Source organism: Pseudocitrobacter faecalis (genome assembly GCF_965231525.1).
GTDB classification, from domain to species: Bacteria; Pseudomonadota; Gammaproteobacteria; order Enterobacterales; family Enterobacteriaceae; genus Pseudocitrobacter; species Pseudocitrobacter faecalis.
This window is the reverse complement of the sequence record NZ_CBDDNJ010000002.1, coordinates 2,880,249-2,896,151: the sequence shown is the minus strand read 5'-3', so window position 1 is coordinate 2,896,151 and position 15,903 is coordinate 2,880,249. Positions and strand designations below refer to the sequence as shown.

General features: G+C 51.0%; 20 protein-coding genes and 1 riboswitch. Of the genes, 11 read left to right on the top strand and 9 right to left on the bottom strand.

The window, feature by feature from the left end:
* Positions 1 to 95 precede the first annotated feature (95 nt).
* The 4 genes from pmrB to yvcK form a co-directional block, all read right to left on the bottom strand.
* Complete coding sequence (gene pmrB / locus ACOXYR_RS14420; RefSeq protein ID WP_189623440.1) at positions 96 to 1,238, bottom strand: two-component system sensor histidine kinase PmrB; 1,143 nt, start codon at positions 1,236 to 1,238, stop codon at positions 96 to 98.
* Positions 1,239 to 1,241: 3 nt separating this feature from the next.
* Entirely contained in the window at positions 1,242 to 1,913 is a 672-nt protein-coding gene (gene pmrA / locus ACOXYR_RS14415) for a two-component system response regulator PmrA (protein ID WP_108473833.1), read from the bottom strand.
* A 4-nt stretch (positions 1,914 to 1,917) separates the two neighbouring features.
* Positions 1,918 to 3,552 carry a phosphoethanolamine transferase EptA gene (gene eptA / locus ACOXYR_RS14410; protein WP_421356293.1) on the bottom strand — a complete coding sequence of 545 codons (1,635 nt, stop codon included), beginning with the start codon at positions 3,550 to 3,552 and terminating at the stop codon, positions 1,918 to 1,920.
* Positions 3,553 to 3,628: 76 nt separating this feature from the next.
* Positions 3,629 to 4,537, bottom strand: coding sequence for a uridine diphosphate-N-acetylglucosamine-binding protein YvcK (gene yvcK, locus ACOXYR_RS14405; RefSeq protein ID WP_108473831.1), 909 nt, complete (start codon positions 4,535 to 4,537; stop codon positions 3,629 to 3,631).
* A gap of 225 nt (positions 4,538 to 4,762) precedes the next feature.
* Positions 4,763 to 4,910, top strand: a riboswitch (molybdenum cofactor riboswitch).
* On the opposite strand from yvcK, the gene moaA reads away from it, so the two are divergent.
* The 7 genes from moaA (at position 4,898) to ACOXYR_RS14370 (ending at position 9,046) form a co-directional block, all read left to right on the top strand.
* Positions 4,898 to 5,887: a GTP 3',8-cyclase MoaA gene (gene moaA / locus ACOXYR_RS14400; protein WP_108473830.1), complete on the top strand. Its 990-nt coding sequence runs from the start codon at positions 4,898 to 4,900 to the stop codon at positions 5,885 to 5,887. It overlaps the preceding riboswitch by 13 nt.
* 21 nt (positions 5,888 to 5,908) lie before the next feature.
* On the top strand, positions 5,909 to 6,421 hold the full coding sequence (moaB, locus tag ACOXYR_RS14395; protein WP_015965256.1) for a molybdenum cofactor biosynthesis protein B: 513 nt from the start codon (positions 5,909 to 5,911) through the stop codon (positions 6,419 to 6,421).
* Between the two features lie 3 nt (positions 6,422 to 6,424).
* Positions 6,425 to 6,910 (top strand): cyclic pyranopterin monophosphate synthase MoaC, encoded by a 486-nt coding sequence (gene moaC / locus ACOXYR_RS14390; protein ID WP_108473828.1) that lies wholly within the window; start codon positions 6,425 to 6,427, stop codon positions 6,908 to 6,910.
* Positions 6,903 to 7,148: a molybdopterin synthase sulfur carrier subunit gene (gene moaD, locus ACOXYR_RS14385; protein ID WP_108473827.1), complete on the top strand. Its 246-nt coding sequence runs from the start codon at positions 6,903 to 6,905 to the stop codon at positions 7,146 to 7,148. Before moaC ends, moaD begins: the two co-directional genes overlap by 8 nt.
* A gap of 2 nt (positions 7,149 to 7,150) precedes the next feature.
* A complete protein-coding gene (moaE, locus tag ACOXYR_RS14380) occupies positions 7,151 to 7,615 on the top strand; it encodes a molybdopterin synthase catalytic subunit MoaE (protein ID WP_421356310.1) in 465 nt (154 codons plus the stop codon).
* Positions 7,616 to 7,763: 148 nt separating this feature from the next.
* Complete coding sequence (locus ACOXYR_RS14375) at positions 7,764 to 8,468, top strand: Bax inhibitor-1/YccA family protein (protein ID WP_108473825.1); 705 nt, start codon at positions 7,764 to 7,766, stop codon at positions 8,466 to 8,468.
* Between the two features lie 377 nt (positions 8,469 to 8,845).
* Positions 8,846 to 9,046: a hypothetical protein gene (locus ACOXYR_RS14370; protein ID WP_421356291.1), complete on the top strand. Its 201-nt coding sequence runs from the start codon at positions 8,846 to 8,848 to the stop codon at positions 9,044 to 9,046.
* 4 nt (positions 9,047 to 9,050) lie between these two features.
* On the opposite strand, the gene ACOXYR_RS14365 is transcribed toward ACOXYR_RS14370, so the two are convergent.
* A complete protein-coding gene (locus ACOXYR_RS14365; protein WP_421356290.1) occupies positions 9,051 to 9,470 on the bottom strand; it encodes a hypothetical protein in 420 nt (139 codons plus the stop codon).
* Positions 9,471 to 9,504: 34 nt separating this feature from the next.
* On the opposite strand from ACOXYR_RS14365, the gene ACOXYR_RS14360 reads away from it, so the two are divergent.
* The 3 genes from ACOXYR_RS14360 to ACOXYR_RS14350 all read left to right on the top strand — a co-directional run bounded on the left by ACOXYR_RS14360 (position 9,505) and on the right by ACOXYR_RS14350 (position 11,234).
* Positions 9,505 to 10,167, top strand: a complete 663-nt coding sequence (locus ACOXYR_RS14360; protein WP_421356289.1) for a Bax inhibitor 1 family protein — start codon at positions 9,505 to 9,507, stop codon at positions 10,165 to 10,167.
* 77 nt (positions 10,168 to 10,244) lie between these two features.
* On the top strand, positions 10,245 to 10,700 hold the full coding sequence (locus tag ACOXYR_RS14355; protein WP_421356288.1) for a hypothetical protein: 456 nt from the start codon (positions 10,245 to 10,247) through the stop codon (positions 10,698 to 10,700).
* Positions 10,701 to 10,748: 48 nt separating this feature from the next.
* Entirely contained in the window at positions 10,749 to 11,234 is a 486-nt protein-coding gene (locus tag ACOXYR_RS14350) for a hypothetical protein (RefSeq protein WP_421356287.1), read from the top strand.
* 80 nt (positions 11,235 to 11,314) lie between these two features.
* Here ACOXYR_RS14350 and ACOXYR_RS14345 read toward each other — a convergent pair whose 3' ends face one another.
* Genes ACOXYR_RS14345 through ACOXYR_RS14335 form a run of 3 tightly spaced genes read right to left on the bottom strand, consistent with a single transcriptional unit; the run spans position 11,315 to position 14,276 of the window.
* Entirely contained in the window at positions 11,315 to 12,271 is a 957-nt protein-coding gene (locus ACOXYR_RS14345) for a lysylphosphatidylglycerol synthase transmembrane domain-containing protein (protein ID WP_421356309.1), read from the bottom strand.
* Between the two features lie 5 nt (positions 12,272 to 12,276).
* Complete coding sequence (gene clsB, locus ACOXYR_RS14340; RefSeq protein WP_108473824.1) at positions 12,277 to 13,518, bottom strand: cardiolipin synthase ClsB; 1,242 nt, start codon at positions 13,516 to 13,518, stop codon at positions 12,277 to 12,279.
* Complete coding sequence (locus ACOXYR_RS14335; protein WP_415728626.1) at positions 13,515 to 14,276, bottom strand: endonuclease/exonuclease/phosphatase family protein; 762 nt, start codon at positions 14,274 to 14,276, stop codon at positions 13,515 to 13,517. Before ACOXYR_RS14335 ends, clsB begins: the two co-directional genes overlap by 4 nt.
* Positions 14,277 to 14,407: 131 nt before the next feature.
* On the opposite strand from ACOXYR_RS14335, the gene ACOXYR_RS14330 reads away from it, so the two are divergent.
* Complete coding sequence (locus ACOXYR_RS14330) at positions 14,408 to 14,824, top strand: YbhQ family protein (RefSeq protein WP_108473822.1); 417 nt, start codon at positions 14,408 to 14,410, stop codon at positions 14,822 to 14,824.
* Here the strand turns inward: ACOXYR_RS14330 and ACOXYR_RS14325 are convergent.
* Entirely contained in the window at positions 14,786 to 15,892 is a 1,107-nt protein-coding gene (locus ACOXYR_RS14325; protein WP_421356286.1) for an ABC transporter permease, read from the bottom strand. The two genes, ACOXYR_RS14330 and ACOXYR_RS14325, sit on opposite strands and share 39 nt — an antisense overlap.
* Positions 15,893 to 15,903: the final 11 nt, after the last annotated feature.

Sequence of the window (15,903 nt, the reverse complement as noted above, 5' to 3'; positions counted from 1 at the left end):
CTTAATGTTTGCTTAATATGCAACATGGATAATTTCCTCATCAATAAGAGGAGAGTTCCATGTCAAATCTAAACGTTCAGCAATCTCTAACTGTGTTACTTTCCGGCCTGATTGTCGTTGGTTTTCTCTGCCACTGGGTTCTGACTTTTTAACTTCGGTTTCAGGTTCGCGGGTGTGAAGGCAATCCACGCCCGCGTGCCGCTTCTCTCTTCGCGATTTTGCAAATAAAATGCTGCTTCGTGCAGTTGTGCAATACGCGTGACAATACTTAACCCCAGCCCAATTCCGCCATAGCGGCTGTCCATGCGTACAAACGCCTGGCTTAGTTCGCCCACTTTCGATTCATCAATGCCTGGACCTTCATCTTCGACAACTAACATTGGCGTCGGTGATGCGGCAGCCGACAGGGTAATGGTTGAATGGGTGGGGCTGTAGCGATACGCGTTTTCGACGAGGTTGCGCACCATCACCTTTATCAATGTGGCGTCGCCTGCAACCACAGTGGGAGGGACGTTTTCGGTTATTACCAGCGTCTGTTCGCGTCCTTTCAGCATCGATTCAAGCTCATCCTTCAGCGGCAAAATGACATCCGCCATTAACTCAACGCGCTGATAGCTCCCGGCAGAAAATGACTGGCCGACGCGCGCAAGTTGCAGTAACTGCGTGACGCTGTTAGTCATTTGATCCAGACGTTGAATCAGTGGCCCAATGTTTATGGCATGTGCTTTTTCGATGAGTTCAAGATGCAGGCGTAACCCAGCCAGCGGAGTGCGCAGTTCATGGGCCACATCAGCGGTGAACAATCGTTCGCGATCGAGTGTTTGCGTCAGTCGCGCCACCAGTTGGTTGATGGCGGATGTTACCGCATCCACCTCCAGAACGGTTTTTTCCAGATGGATAGGTTGTAAATTATCCGGAGTACGCGCATCGAGCTCTTTTTGCAGGTCAGACAGCGGGCGGGTAATGCGTTTTACCGCTTTCAAACAGACAAACAGCGCCAGGCCAATAATCACCAGGCTCGGTACCAGCAAGCTGGCAACCGCTTCGCGAACTTCATGCTGAATATGTTTGGCGTTGTTGTGGCCTTTCAGGATGCTGGCAACCTCCAGGTCAATCTGCTCCTTACTTTCATGCCAGAGCCAGAAAACGCTGATAACCTGAAAAACCAGCAGAATGATACCGACGGTCAGTAAAAGCTGGTGGCGCATCGGCCATTTTCGGATTGCGAAAAGAGGCATACGTTAATCTGTCACCTCGCTGTTTTCCAAAAGATAACCGAAACCCCTGACCGTGCGAATTCGTGACTTGCCGACTTTATCGCGCAGATTGTGAATATGGACTTCCAGCGTATTGGTCGATGGCTCGTTATCCCAGTTATAAATATCGTTGTAGAGAATTTCGCGATGTACCGGGCTACCGGCTTTCTGCATCAGGCGCGAGAGCAGGGCAAACTCTTTTGGGGTCAGTTCCAGCAGTTGTTCGTCCAGCCAGACCTGACGGCGCGTGGTGTTAAGACGTATGTTCGCCACCGTGATTTCGTTTTCGCCCTGATTATAATGACGACGTAACAGGGCGCGAATGCGGGCGTTGAGCTCTTCAAGCGCAAAGGGTTTCACAAGATAATCGTCCGCGCCGGTATCGAGGCCGCTGATACGATCGTCGAGGGTATCGCGAGCGGTAAGAATCAATACCGGCAGGCTGCATTTTTGCTGGCGAATACGCGAGAGGAAATGCAGCCCGTCTTCGTCGGGCAGGCCTAAATCCAGCACAATCAAACTGTAGAGCCCGGATTGCAGGCTAAGCTCCGCCTGACGTGCGGTGGTTACGCCATCACAGGCGTAACCTTCACTTTGCATCGCCAGAATTAAACCCTGTAATAACAGCGCGTCATCTTCCACGACTAAAATTTTCATTTCGTTATCCTCTGCACGTCTTAAGTATGTCATCAGCCGCGCGATATTCAGTGGTCTCTACGCCCAGTATACCCAACATCGTAGAGAAGAGATTGTCCTGAGAATATTCATTTTGTGTCGATTCTTTTTTCAGACAGTCGTAATTCACGCCATAACGTTTCTGATAATCATCTGACAGCCACACCAGCATTGGCACATGTTTTTGCGTATCCGGCGCAATGGGATAGGGCAGTCCGTGCAGGTAAATGCCATTTTCACCCAGTGATTCCCCGTGATCTGAGAGATAAACCAGGCTGGTGGTGAATTTATCCTGTTTGGATTGCAATAATTTAATCGCTTTATCGACGATATAATCCACGTACAGCACGGTGTTATCGTACGTGTTAACCAGTTGTTCCTGAGTGCAGGACTGAATTTCATTGGTATCGCAGGTTGGCGTGAATTTACGAAATTCCTTTGGATAACGGTTGTAATAAGTTGGGCCATGGCTGCCAATAGTGTGTAACACAATTAGCCCATCACCGTTTAATTTATCAATATCGTTAGCAAGATCGTGGAATAGCACTTCATCATAACATTCACCGTCAATACATTGACCTGGTAAGTTTAGTGCGTTCATATTCTGATGCGGTACACGATCGCATGCGCCTTTGCATCCGCCATCATTCTCATTCCACTGAACCTGAATACCTGCGCGTTGCGCGATATCCAACAGGCCTTCCTGATGATGAGCCAGTTGCTCGTTATAATGGGCCCGCGGCATATTAGAAAACATGCACGGAACTGAAACGGCGGTGGCGGTACCGCAGGACGTGGTTCTGGGAAAATAGACGACGTTATCCTGCGCCAGTCGTGGATTGGTTTCGCGTGAATAGCCGCCGAGGGAGAAATCGTCTGCGCGTGAAGTTTCGCCGACAATCAAAATGGTCAGGTTCTTACGCGGCCCGTTTTGCATCGACGTTTTTTGTTTTGCGTCTTCGCCGATGCGTACCAGCGGCAGGTTATCCATTTTATTGTGGGTATACCAGGAGTTGATCGCGGTGATGCTGTTAGAAGGATTGAGTGACTTCACCAGCTCCTTATTGTTGCGGAACAGTGAGGCGTAGTCTTTATAAAAGAGAGCCGCTACCATCACAATAAGTACTACAGAAACCAGCACCGACGCGCCTCGCAGCCCGGCCTCGCGCCATTTTCGTGTTGCCGGTTTTATTTTTATCCACCACGCAAGCGCGACGAAAAGCGCAGCGGTAAAAAGCAGCGTAAGAATCATCTTGCCTGACATCAGAGCATAACTTTCCGCCGGAGTGGTATCGAGAATATTGCTAATCATCGACCGGTCGATAATCACGCCGAAGGTCAATATAAAATATTGCGCCGATGCGCTGAGTAAAATAAACAGCGTCGCCAGTACTTTTTCCAGCCGCAGGAAGGAGGCCAGCGCCAGACAAATCACCATCACCGAAAAGGCGACCAGTGGCATGGTAAAGAACACCAGCGCGTTATGGACGCTATTTACGGGGAGTAGGGTCCAGGCCTGGCGATAAAACGCAACGTTCAGTGCCAGCGCAATATAAAGCGCAAAAAGCAGAATATAAGTTAAGCGGCTAACGGCGGGGCGATAGCGTAAATAGCGCAACATAGCGATCTTCCTGGATAAATGATGCTCGCTATGTTGCCGGGTATTTTTTAAGACAACCTTAAGATTTTAAGGAACGCTAGCCTAACGCCTGAAGCGCCTTTTCCAGGGCGTCGTGCAATAGCTGACGATCGTGACGATAGCGGATATCGCTGGCTTCCAGCGGCTCCTGAATGACGACACGACTGCCAATGCCAGTGGTATCGACTTTCGGCCCAACGACCACCGCATCAATCACCGGTTTCCCAACATAATGCTCAAGAATGTCGAGTTTTTTCGCAAGGGTCAGGCTGGCTGCCGCCGGGCTGAGCTCGCGGCCTAAATTACCGATATAGACCATTGGCGCAGGCGTACGGCGCAGCGCCTGAGCCACATCGCTCAACAATAAGGCGGGCAGCAGGCTGGTATAAAAACTGCCGGGGCCGATTAAGATAAGATCCGCTTCGCCAATCGCCTGCACCGCTTCACGCGTCGCACTAACCGAAGGTGTAAGCATCAGTTGCTGCGGTGGCAACGGCAGTTGATCGATATTCACTTCCCCGTAGACTTCATGACCCTCCTGATCAATCGCCATCAGATCGACAGGTTGTTCCGACATGGGAATTAACGACGCTTCAACTTTCAGCAGATTTCTTATTAAATTGATCGCCTCTAAAGGCCGTACGCTCAGGTGGTCCAGCGCCTTTAACATTAAATTTCCGAGGTTATGACCGGAAAGTTCGCCATTGCCGCCAAAACGGTACTCAAACATGGCGGACGCTACGCTGGGTTCGGTGATCAACTGGTTAATGCAGTTACGCATGTCGCCCCAGGCGATGCCGCCTTCAGAGCGACGAATACGGCCGGTCGAGCCACCATTATCAGTGGTAGTAACGATACCGGTTAAACGAGAGCCGAGAGAGGAGAGTGAAGACATCACCCGCCCTAATCCATGTCCACCCCCAAGGGCGACGACGCGATCGAGATCGGCCAGAGTGCGATTGCGCATACAACTTCCTTATGTTGGAACATCTGCTTACATTAGCGTAACTACTCCCAAAAGACGATGCCGCACGCCGGGCAAAATGACGTATATCAATGCAAAAGCCTGATTTATGCGTATTCTGTAGGGAAAGTGCACGATCAGGTCGCTATGTATCACTTTATATAGCGAAAGCGAAAATGGCGAAGTTGTCCATCTCGCGCTACTATCGGCATAATCCCTTTCAGCAACATTGCTGAAAAACACTCTAGCCTCTGTGCCTAAGTCGAAAGATAAGGCGTTTTGGCCGTGATGCTCCTGGCTTTACTGAACATCACCAGGGCGAAGGAAGAAATGACCTCGCCTCCCGTATTTGGAAAGGTGTCTATGGCTTCACAACTTACTGATGCGTTCGCGCGCAGGTTCTTTTATCTGCGTCTGTCGATAACCGATGTGTGCAACTTCCGTTGTACCTACTGTCTGCCCAACGGCTACAAGCCGGGCGAAGTCACTAACAATGGCTTTTTGTCGCTGGATGAAGTGCGGCGGGTTACCCGTGCGTTTTCCGCGCTGGGTACCGAAAAAGTGCGTCTCACCGGCGGCGAGCCGAGCCTGCGTCGCGACTTTGTCGACATCATCGCAGCAGTAAGAGAAAACGCGGCCATCAAACAGATTGCCGTGACTACCAACGGTTACCGTATGGCGCGCGATGTTGCCGCCTGGCGCGAAGCGGGCCTGACGGCGCTGAACGTCAGCGTCGACAGCCTTGATGCGCGTCAGTTTCACGCGATTACCGGTCAGGACAAATTCCGCCAGGTGATGGACGGTATCGACGCCGCCTTCACTGCTGGCTTTGAAAAGGTAAAGGTCAACACCGTGCTGATGCGCGATGTAAACCATCACCAGCTCGACACCTTTCTGGCGTGGATCAAACCGCGCCGCATTCAACTCCGATTTATCGAACTGATGGAAACCGGCGACGGCGGCGACCTGTTCCGTAAACACCATATCTCCGGGATGGTGCTGCGTGACCAACTGCTCAAACGCGGCTGGATACATCAGATCCGACAGCGCAGCGACGGCCCGGCGCAGGTCTTTTGTCATCCCGACTATGAAGGGGAAATCGGCTTAATCATGCCGTATGAAAAAGACTTTTGCGCTACCTGTAACCGTCTGCGCGTCTCATCTGTGGGCAAACTGCATTTATGCCTTTTCGGCGAGGGCGGCGTAGACCTTCGTGACCTGTTAGTGGCCGACGCCCAGCAGCAGGAACTTGAGGCGCGCATCGCAGAAGCGTTAACCCATAAGAAGCAGACCCACTTCCTGCACCAGGGCAACACCGGGATCACCCAGAACCTGTCCTGGATTGGTGGCTAATTCGTTTTCAAGGAGAGTTAAATGAGTCAGGCGAGCACTGAATTTTTCCCCACCCGTATCGCTATTCTTACTATTTCCAGCCGTCGTGGTGAAGAGGATGACACCTCTGGCCATTATCTGCGTGATTCCGCGCAGGAGGCGGGCCACACAGTCGTCGACAAAGCGATTGTTAAAGAGAACCGCTACGCGATTCGCGCGAAAGTTTCTGAATGGATTGCGCGCGATGACGTGCAGGTGGTGCTTATTACCGGTGGCACCGGCCTGACCGACGGCGACCAGGCACCGGAAGCACTGCTTCCACTGTTCGATCGTGAAATCGAAGGCTTCGGCGAAGTATTTCGCATGCTCTCTTTTGAAGAGATTGGCACCGCCACGCTGCAATCCCGCGCCATTGCAGGGATGGCCAACCGGACGCTGATTTTCGCCATGCCGGGTTCGACCAAAGCGTGCCGCACCGCGTGGGAAAATATTATTGCGGCGCAACTCGATTCCCGCACCCGTCCGTGTAACTTCTACCCTCATCTGAAGAAATAAACGATGTCGCAACTGACCCATATCAACGCGGCGGGCGAAGCCCATATGGTGGATGTCTCCGCCAAGGCCGAAACCGTACGCGAAGCTCGCGCCGAAGCGTTCGTCACCATGCTGCCGGAAACCTTATCGATGATCATCGACGGTAGCCATCACAAAGGCGATGTGTTCGCCACCGCCCGTATCGCAGGGATTCAGGCTGCCAAGCGCACCTGGGATCTTATCCCGCTTTGTCATCCGCTGATGCTCAGCAAAGTGGAAGTGAATCTTCAGGCCGAGCCGGAGCAAAACCGTGTGCGTATTGAAACGCTCTGCCGTCTGACCGGCAAAACCGGCGTAGAGATGGAGGCGTTAACGGCCGCATCGGTGGCCGCGCTGACGATTTACGATATGTGCAAAGCGGTACAAAAAGATATGGTCATTGGCCCGGTGCGCCTGCTGGCGAAAAGCGGCGGCAAATCGGGTGATTTCAGGGTGGATAGCGATGATTAAGGTTCTGTTTTTTGCGCAGGTTCGCGAATTGGTCGGCACGGACGCGTTGCAGCTTCCGGCGGAGTTCGCCACGGTTGAGGACATCCGTCAGCATCTGGCGGCACAGGAAGGTCGCTGGGCGCTGGCGCTGGAAGAGGGGAAACTCTTGGCGGCGGTCAATCAGACGCTGGTCAGTTTTGAGACAATCGTTGCTGATGGCGATGAAGTGGCATTTTTCCCGCCGGTAACCGGAGGTTGATGATGAGCGAAACGCGTATTCGCGTCGGCCACGAAACGTTTAATGTGGGCGATGAGTATGTCTGGCTTGCCGAACGTGATGAAGATGGCGCGGTGGTGACGTTTACCGGCAAGGTGCGTAATCACAACCTTGGCGACAGCGTGGAAGCGCTGACGCTGGAGCATTATCCTGGCATGACCGAAAAAGCGCTGGCGGAGATCGTTGAGGAAGCGCGCGGCCGCTGGCCGCTGGGGCGTGTCACGGTCATTCACCGCATCGGCGAACTCTGGCCGGGCGATGAGATAGTCTTTGTGGGGGTTACCAGCGCGCACCGCAGCAGCGGTTTTGAAGCCACCGAGTTCATCATGGACTATTTGAAAACGCGTGCACCGTTCTGGAAGCGCGAAGCCACGCCGGAAGGCGACCGCTGGGTGGAAGCTCGCGACAGCGACAAGCAAGCGGCAGGGCGCTGGCATAACGACACCTGACCCATAGGCCGGATAAGGCGTAGCCGCATCCGGCGGTTTCACCCGCACCCTGCAGGAGGGTATAACCCATACGTTTACTCTCCGTCGATGCACACCTGCAACATTTGCGATATCCTTGAGGTATTCCTTATATCATCAGGAGCTTCTCATGGATCGATTCCCTCGTTCTGATTCAATCGTACAGTCCCGTTCCGGGCTGCAAACGTATATGGCACAAGTGTATGGCTGGATGACCTGCGGATTGCTGCTGACGGCGTTTATCGCCTGGTATGCGGCGAACACTCCTGCGGTGATGATGTTTGTCTTCTCCAGCAAAATCACTTTCTTTGGCCTGATCATCGCGCAACTGGCGCTGGTCTTTGTGCTTTCAGGGATGGTGCAACGCTTGAGCGCGGGCGTCGCCACCACGCTGTTTATGCTCTATTCGGCGCTTACCGGGTTGACGCTTTCCAGTATTTTCATCGTCTACACCTACTCCTCCATCGCCAGTACCTTTGTGGTGAGCGGCGGGATGTTCGGCATCATGAGCCTCTATGGCTACACCACCAAACGCGATCTCAGCGGCCTGGGAAATATGCTCTTTATGGCGCTGATTGGTATCATTCTGGCCTCGCTGGTTAACTTCTGGCTGAAAAGCACCGCGCTGATGTGGGCGGTGACTTATATTGGCGTTGTGGTATTTGTTGGCCTGACTGCGTATGACACGCAGAAACTGAAAAATATCGGCGAACAAATCGATGTGCGTGATACATCCAGCCTGCGTAAAACCGCCATTCTTGGCGCGTTAACGCTGTATCTCGATTTCATCAACCTGTTCCTGATGTTACTGCGGATATTTGGCAACCGCCGTTAAGGGGCAACCCCGTAAAAATCCCGGACAAGTTCCGGGATTTTTTTCGGATTTTGTCTGCTTGTAAAACGCACGATTGACGTAACATATCTATTTTTATTTATGCAAAGTAGTATTTTTAGTTTTTGTGATGCGTCATAGATGAAATAATGAAGAAAAAGGGATGTCTGTGCTTCTTAGTTAATTCATTTGTATTCTTTCTAGTGATATATACATGCATATTTATAGCTAACACATATTCAAATTTAGAGATAGCCAAAGAATTACTCGCGGTAAAATGGTGTAAAAAACCGCCGCCAAAAATTGGCCAACAATATAGTTTTCCTCATTATGGCTTTTATCTTTTCCTTCGAGATTCATCCTCGGGGCAGGTCGAGATTGTGGGAAGAGTGTTGTATGCCAAAGTATTAATGGGCAGATATCGCCCTGATGACACGCCAGTTCTGGCGACAGCACCCGATCGCGTAACCGCGCGTAGGTTGTGGGGGCACCTGGCCTGCACTGAGAATGGCGATATGAAAATTGGGCAGGGAGAGAGCCATGTTATCTGGCATTACTGGAAAGAACAGCCGAGCAAGTAAAGGGTTACCTGTTCAGATGCTTATCTTTTTCCTCTGTGTGTTGATCGTCTGCTTTGGAATATTTGCGCACACTAAACTTATTCAGCGGACGTGGTTTCAGTGGTTTGGTGAATATGCAGTAAGCATTTATTACGACAATCAACACGCGGACTCGCATGTTGAATTTGGACGAGCAGATCTTTATCTCGAAATCTACAAAGGGCGCTGGCATATGTTCTTTGACATACCCTGTTATCGGCTGCGGATTGCCAACCAGGTTGAAAACAATAAATGTTGAATGAATGGGAGATCCCAGAAATGGATGATTACAGTTTTGTACTGAAAAATAACGCCCGGCAAACTCGCTATCGCCACTTTTGTCGCTGATTACGTTCACAAGAAAATCATCTTCATGGAGAATTGGGTTGAATACTTTCTCTTCCATACGACTTAATCAGGTTTGCGCTGCGCCATCAAGTATGATGATTCGCATCTGGTTTTTGACTGCGGTTATGATGGGGTTGACGCCTGCTGTTGCGTGGCTGGCGATTATCTCAGGTGTGTCGAATCTTGACAGTCGTCCAGAGATGTTTATGTTCAATCTTGTACTTATCGTTCTGATTTCCGTCTGGCTAGATTTCAAAAAGGATAAATTCAGTACATTTCTTGCAAGTACGATTGGCCTGGCGTTGATTATTTTGGTAGGCACTGCGCTATCGATGTTCTTTTCTTTTCAGTCGATAATCACCGTATTTGGTATTGTCGGCGCCATGTTTACGATTAACGCATTCCTGGGCCTGCTTTTGGGATGGAATCCGGATTCCCGATGGCTGATATTACTGATGGCGGTCAGTGGGCTGTTTATCGCCGTCGTGATCAACAGTGTGCTGGACAGCTATTTATCTGTATGGATCATGAGTTTTCTGGCCGTGCTGGTCTGGCCCATGGCGGTGAGTTATAAACTCGATGTGTTAAGTGGACTTTCGCGTAATTTTTTCGCGGGCGAATTTTCTACAATGTCTCGCTGTATGGTGTTGGGAAGTGTCATCACGTATTTAAGTGTGCTGAGCCTTTTCTGTCAGGTTGTGATTTTCTTGCTTGAGGCGTTGATTAGTTCGGGTATAGGGATGTGGGGATGGTGAAAATTATACCATTGTTAAATGACCTGCGATGACAACAATCAATAAGCTGCCGCTGTTTATAATTCATGGTACAGATAATGAATATGGAAATATTTAAGGAAGAGACCTCTTTCGAATACCGAATTGAAGAGGTTAAAATAATAATGTCACTAACTCAGATGAATCTAAAGGAAAAGTATCCTGGAATTACACTGCCCGTAGAACAATGGTGCTATGTCCTTTTGCCAGGAAGGATAGGAAGCGAACGCTGGAATGCGCTCATTGCAGCAGACTATCGCTGTCTTACACATCCGGATGGATATCAATGTGCAATCGTACTTTCAGCTGAAGAGTTATTTTCTAAGTTTATAATTGATACGTTATCCATACAAAATGATTTTAATTATTTAATGGCTTTTGCTTCAATGTCGCCATCAGATGATGAAAAGCTCTTGAAATGGATTAATGGCGTGTTGAATAATATATCCAGCGATCCATTGCCACCTTATCAACTTCTGACGTTAGAGAGTGGCTTGCTGATATCGTGTGGATAAAAAGAAAATTCTCCAGGATAAACCTGATGAATTATAAAAGGAATGGTAATGCGAATAAATAAAGATGATTATATTGAGTACAATGGTTTTACATTTATTGAAGCGAAAGTGAATAAAATTGCGTATTCCATAGAAAGATATCCTGCTGCCAGTAAAATCACGCAGTGTCGCAATTGCATGCTGGAGATATTACTCTTTTTTATTGTGGAAACGCTCGAACCTTCATTTGTTAAAGAAGCTTTTGACTCAGCGTGGCGAGAACTTCAAAAAAATAAAAGAGATCTCTCTTTATTCGATAAAATAGCGAATGACCTGGATGCCTGGATCTGTGCTGATAATGGATGGAATAGAGTGGATAATATTCATCTCTTATGGGCATGCGCCGTTTGGGATTTTATTTATTCGCAACGTAGGTTTAAGCAACCGGAAGATTTGAGCAACGCATTCGTTGATTTTATGGAACGGATATGTCGATTGATCGATAAATCCGAGGAAGATCAACTGTTAACTATTATTAAGAAATACTTCCCATAGGTATGAATGGCTAAAAAAGCGGAGTGCCCATCAGCAATAATAATATGTATTTTCGCATCCTTCTACCGGCTGAAGGTCTCTCACCCTCCAGCCTTCTCCTCATTCTTCTCCCGAATCCTTTTCGCCTGACTCTCAAGCCCTAGATAACACACCAGCGCCAGCATCAGCGGAATAAAGTAATACAGCACACGCCACACCAGTAGCGCCGCGATAATGGTGCCGGAAGAGACTTCTTCGCTGGCCAGCAGCGCGACAAATACCGCTTCCAGCACCCCGATACCTGCCGGAATATGCACAATCACCGCCACTACGCTGCTCACCAACAGTACGCCGAGCACAAAGAAATAATCAACGGCCTGGCCCATCAGCAGCCAGATGGTTGCCCCCATTGCCATCCAGTTCAGACTGGAAATGGCCATCTGGGCGAGGGCGAATTTCCAGGTGGGAAGCACCAGCTTTTGCCCTTTGATGGAATAGTGGCGCTTTTTGGCAAACGCGCAAAATCCCAGATAAATCAGTACCGTTGCCAATAGCACCGCGCCGAGCAGTCGAAGAGTCGTGTCGTTAATGTACCAGTGTGGGGGCAGGTCGATGGCGCCACCGGTAAACATCACGCCCGCCAGTAATAAATACCCCAGCCAATTAGTCGAAATACTCAGGGAAAAGATGCGGGTGATGGTGCCGGGCTTCAGGCCAAGCCGCGAGTAGAGGCGGTAGCGCATGCCAATACCGCCGACCCAGGTGCTGAGCGTCAGGTTGAAGGCATAGCAGATAAACGATACCAGCATAACCCGGCGTTTAGCCAGCTTATGCCCGCACCAGACGCGCGCCAGCAGGTCGTAGCAGCCATACAGCAGATAATTGAATATCACCAGGCCTACCGCGCCCAGAAGCGCCAGACGGTTATAATCGCGGATGACGTTCCACACTTCGTGCCAGTCAATTTTGCGCGCGTAAAGCACCAGCAGTACCGCGACGGCAACCAGAAATAGCCAGGTCAGGGCACGTTTAGTCCACTTCCACTGTTTTTTACTCATCCATTTCATTGCCGGGCTCCCGAGTTCTCCGGTTCGACGCGATCCTGCGTTTCCATCGTGGGCTGTGCAGGGGGAGGCACTTCCGCCAGTTTTGGCGTATGTGCGGGTAGCCAACCGGCCATTGCCGGGAAATGGCGCAGGAAGTGGAACACCACTACGCCAATGCCGAGGTTTATCCAGCTGCGCTTAGGTACCATACTTTCGTCCACGCGCTGTGAATCACGGCTAATTAAGGTATTGAGATTGTCACGCAGCGTTTGGTTAAACTGACGGTCATGAATCATCAGATTGGCTTCAAGATTCAGCGACAAACTTAACGGATCGAGATTGCTGGAACCTACCGTCGCCCAATGATCGTCCATCAACGCCACTTTGCCGTGCAACGGGCGGCGTTGGTATTCGTAGATATGCACGCCGCTGTTGACCAGGTATCGATAGAGCAGCACCGCGCCCACTTTGACGATTGCCATATCCGGATTGCCCTGAACCACCAGTTTCACCCGCACCCCACGGCGCGCGGCACGGCGCATGGCGTGCAGCAGGCGATAGCCAGGGAAGAAGTAGGCATTGGCAATGATCACTTCGCGTTTGGCGGTCGCCAGCATCCGCAGATAGTGACGTTCGATATCAGTACGGTGCTCGCCATTGTCGCGCCACACCAGCAGTGCCTGCGCTTCACCGGGTTTGCGGTTCTCTTCTGCGCGATGATGGCGGCGCCACCAGCGGCGTACCGGGGCATTTTCGGGCAGGTTTTCCAGTTCAAACTGAACGATGTCATCGACTACCGGGCCTTCCACACGTACCGCGTAATCTTGTTTGGCTTCAGGCCCGTAGTCCGACATATGTTCGGCGGAGTAGTTTATGCCGCCAATAAAGGCGATACGCGCATCCACCACAACGATTTTGCGGTGCATACGGCGAAAGAGGTTGGTGCGCATTCCAAAAAGACGCGGGCCGGGATCGTAATAGCGGAAAATGACGCCAGCTTCGGTCAGAGCGTTAACAAACTCGTCGCTCAAATCGGGGGAACCATAGCCGTCCAGCAGCGCTTCTATCTGCACTCCGCGTTTCGCGGCACGCAGCAGCACGGCATGTAACTGCTTACCCACGTCGTCCTCAAACCAGATGAAGGTTTCGAGGATCACTTTACTCTGTGCCTGATCAATGGCTTTAAAGACAGCGGGATAGTACTGATCGCCATTCTCCAGCAGGGTTATCTGGTTGCCTTCTCTCCAGGCGCATTTCATAGATGGATCTCCGCGCTAAGGGGCGCATGGTCTGAAAGGTGTCGCCAGCCACGTAAAGCAAGTTTGGTCGGTTTACTGGCATTTGCATTTTTCACGTAGATACGATCCAGTCGCAATAGCGGCAAACTCACCGGAAAGGTGCGCGCTGGTCTACCCCTGGCGCGGGTAAAAATCTCTTCCAGCCCGGCCTTCGTCTTTAATGGATGGTTAGCTTTCTGTCGCCAGTCATTGAAATCGCCGGCCACCAGAACCGGTTCGCCCTGCGGCAGCGCATTGACAAAATCGGCCAGCATCACAATCTGCGCCTGACGCTGCTTTTCGCCGAGCCCAAGGTGTACGCAAATCACGTGAATCGGCGTATTAAGATGCGGGGGCGTAATTCGACAATAAAGCAGCCCACGTTTTTCGCTATTACCGATGGAAACATCGTGATTTTCAAAATGTTCAATAGGATAGCGTGAGAGCACCGCGTTACCGTGATGCCCTTCCGGATAAACCGCATTTCGCCCGTAAGCATAATCGCTCCACATCGTGTCAGCGAGAAATTCGTAGTGGCTGGTATCGGGCCAGTTTTCGACGTGCAGCGGATGTACTTCATGCGCGCCCAGCACTTCCTGCAGGCAAACAATATCCGCGCCGACGGTGCGAACGGCGTCGCGAAGCTCTGGCAAAATAAAACGTCGGTTAAAAGCCGTAAAGCCCTTATGGGTGTTAATTGTCAGTATTTTTACCGAAAAAGGCGTGCTGTTCGCGGTCATTTGGCTCCCGTTATCTTTTTCTTCCTGATTAAATAGTGTAGTCGGCGTCACAAAAAGATGCGGTGATACGGAATTTTCCGTAAAGTGGCGTACTCTGAATAGGCAAATAAAATCCTTCAGGAGAAGAAGCCATGAAGTGGCAACAACGCGTTCGTGTCGCAACAGGGTTAAGTTGCTGGCAGATTATGTTGCATTTGCTGGTGGTGGCGGTGCTGGTTATGGGCTGGATGGGCGGTGCATTAGTCCGCGTCGGCCTGGGCCTGTGTGTGCTCTACAGCGTAACGGTGATACTGATGCTGGCATTCCAGCGCCACCGTGAACAGCGCTGGCGTGATGTGGGCGATGTACTCGAAGAACTCACCACCACCTGGTATTTTGGTGCGGCAATTATCGCCTTATGGCTGCTGTCGCGAGTGTTACACAATAACTTCCTGCTGGCCCTTGCGGGGCTGGCGATCCTCGCCGGGCCAGCGTTGGTCTCTTTGTTAGTCAAAGAGAAAAAACGCAACTCAGGCGATCTTCCGGCGAAACATCGCGTACGCCACTGAGCCTGTCGTGGCCGCTATCACCAGTAGCGGCCACAAACTTCCCCACACAATCGTTAAGCTCGCATCCTTCAGATAAATTTGCTTGGTGATATCCGTAAAGTGACGAATCGGGTTAATCCACGTCAGATTCTGCAACCATACCGGCATGTTCTCCACGGGCGACACGTATCCCGACAGCAGAATCGCCGGCATCATAAAGACGAACACACCGATAAACGCCTGCTGCTGCGTTTCGCACAGGGATGAAATCAGCAGACCAAACCCTACCAGCGATAACCCGTAGATAATCATGGTGAAGTAGAACAGCGCCAGCGAGCCGGCGAACGGAATCTGATACGCCCAAATGCCGATACCCAGCACAATAGTGGCCTGGAAGGTCGCGACAATCAGCGCCGGAACGGCTTTGCCGATAAAGATCTGCCAGGTCGCCAGCGGTGAAACCAGAAGCTGATCCAGCGTGCCTTGTTCACGTTCGCGGGCGACGGAGAGAGACGTTACGATCATCACGCCGATGGTGGTGATCATGGCGATCAGCGACGGTACGACAAACCATTTATAGTCCAGGTTTGGGTTATACCAGTTACGCCCCACCAGCTCGCTGTTGTTGGGTTTCGCCTGGCCGTCGGTTAACTCCTGCTGATAATCTTTGACGATCTGCTGCAGGTAGTTGGCCGCGATTTGCGCGCTGTTAGAGTTTCGCCCGTCAAGAATTAACTGCATAGGTGCCTGCTGGAAGGTATCCAGATTACGCGAAAAATCCGCCGGGAAACGCACCAGCAGCAACGCTTTCTGGGTGTCGATAGTGGGTTGGATCTCCTGCGGGCTTTTTAGCAGCAGAACATGAGTGAACGCTTTGGCGCGGGCGAAGCGTTGCGTTAACTCAACCGCGTGTTTGCCGTTATCTTCGTTATAGATAGCGATGGTGGCGTTGGTCACCTCAAGCGTCGCGGCAAAAGGGAAAAGAATCACCTGAATCAGCACCGGCAGAATCAAAATGGCGCGAGTCTGCGGCTCGCGCAGCAGCGATTGCAGCTCTTTGCGGATTAATGTCCATAAACGATAAAACATAGTTTATTCCT